Annotated in this window: 2 protein-coding genes; one reads left to right on the forward strand and one right to left on the reverse strand. The window is 66.0% G+C overall.

What is annotated here, in order from left to right:
- Nucleotides 1-542 (reverse strand): hypothetical protein (locus tag QSK45_RS37965; protein WP_285563517.1); only part of this gene is annotated, 542 nt, incomplete at its 3' end.
- A gap of 60 nt (nucleotides 543-602) precedes the next feature.
- Here QSK45_RS37965 and QSK45_RS37970 point away from each other — a divergent pair.
- On the forward strand, nucleotides 603-1,373 hold the full coding sequence (locus tag QSK45_RS37970) for a transposase (protein ID WP_285563518.1): 771 nt from the start codon (nucleotides 603-605) through the stop codon (nucleotides 1,371-1,373).
- The last annotated feature ends 58 nt before the right edge of the window (nucleotides 1,374-1,431 follow it).

Raw genomic sequence — 1,431 nt, forward strand, 5'->3', positions numbered from 1 at the left:
GTGTTGCCCCAGCCGTCACCACGGTCGAATCCCGCGGCGGTCAGGCGCTTAATCCGCCCGGGCGGGGCGAGGGAGGCTTCGTAGCCTTGGCTGAGGCCGGTGCCGGTGTCGGCATATGAGTACCTCGTCGCGTACACGACCCCAGCATGCAGCCATTCGTTGCGCACGATGGGGCGCCTGAGGATTGCCTCGAACCAGTCTGCTGTTCGGTTCGCAGTTGCCAGGGGGCTCCCGGTCACGTCGAGAGCAAGGGCGGTCGGGTTGCTCGGGAGAGTGAAGTCCTGATTGTGGAGCTTGTCGCCGCGGGCACGGGCCCCGTCGAAGTGGACACCAACCGTCAGCACGATGCAGTTGTGCCGGGGGTCATCGATGTCGAGGTAGGCCAGCAGCCAGCCGTATGGGGTGTGGTCCGCAGGCAGCAGGACTGTGTCGATGGGCTGGACGGGCCAGAACCGTGCACGGTCCTGGAGGACATGGGCGAACTCGCGCTGGGCCGGCTCCAGGTCGTTGTCGTCACACTCGAACCAGGGGATCTCTTCCACGTAAGCACCCTATGGTCGGCTGAGCCGAAGGGCTCCGGCGCCAACTGAGATGATCTCGGTGTGTCTGGTGTGATCACGGCGTCGGAACCCTCCTGGATAGCCCCCTTCACCGGGCTTAGTCCGCGCCAGTTCGCGAAGCTGGTCTCCGCGTTGCGGCGGGAAGGTGCGGACCCGGTTCGCAAGGGCCGGCCGTGGAGCCTGTCGCTGGAGGACCGGGTCCTGCTGGTGGCCGCGTACTGGCGGACGAACCTCACCCTGCGGCAACTGGCCCCTCTGTTCGGTATCTCCAAGTCCGCCGCGGACCGGATCATCGACCACTTGGGGCCGAAGCTCACGCTGCAGCCCCGCAAGCGGTTCCGCAAGGACGCCGTCCTGATCGTCGACGGAACCCTGGTCCCCACACGTGACCACAGCATCGCCGAGCAGTCAAAAAACTACCGGTACTCCACCAATCACCAGGTCGTCATCGATGCCGACAGCCGCCTGGTCGTCGCCGTCGGCCGGCCCGTGCCCGGTAACCGCAACGACTGCAAGGCATGGGAGCTGTCCGGCGCCAAGGCCGCCGTTGGCCGCACCACAGTCATCGCTGACGGCGGCTACCGGGGCACCGGGCTCGTCATCCCCCACCGACGCGAGGCAGGCCAGGCCGAACTGCCCGACTGGAAGGAGGAACACAACACCTTGCATCGGAAGGTGCGCGCCCGTGTCGAGCACACCTTCGCCCGAATGAAGTCCTGGAAGATCCTCCGCGACTGCCGTCTGAAGGGCGACGGCGTTCACCACGCCATGCTCGGCATCTCCCGCCTCCACAACCTCACCCTCGCAGGTTGAGCGACGAACGCCACAGGTCAGCAAGCAGATCCAAGGTCAATTACGGGACATCGCTTAG

It is taken from the genome of Streptomyces hygroscopicus subsp. hygroscopicus (assembly GCF_030269125.1).
GTDB lineage: Bacteria > Actinomycetota > Actinomycetes > Streptomycetales > Streptomycetaceae > Streptomyces > Streptomyces hygroscopicus_C.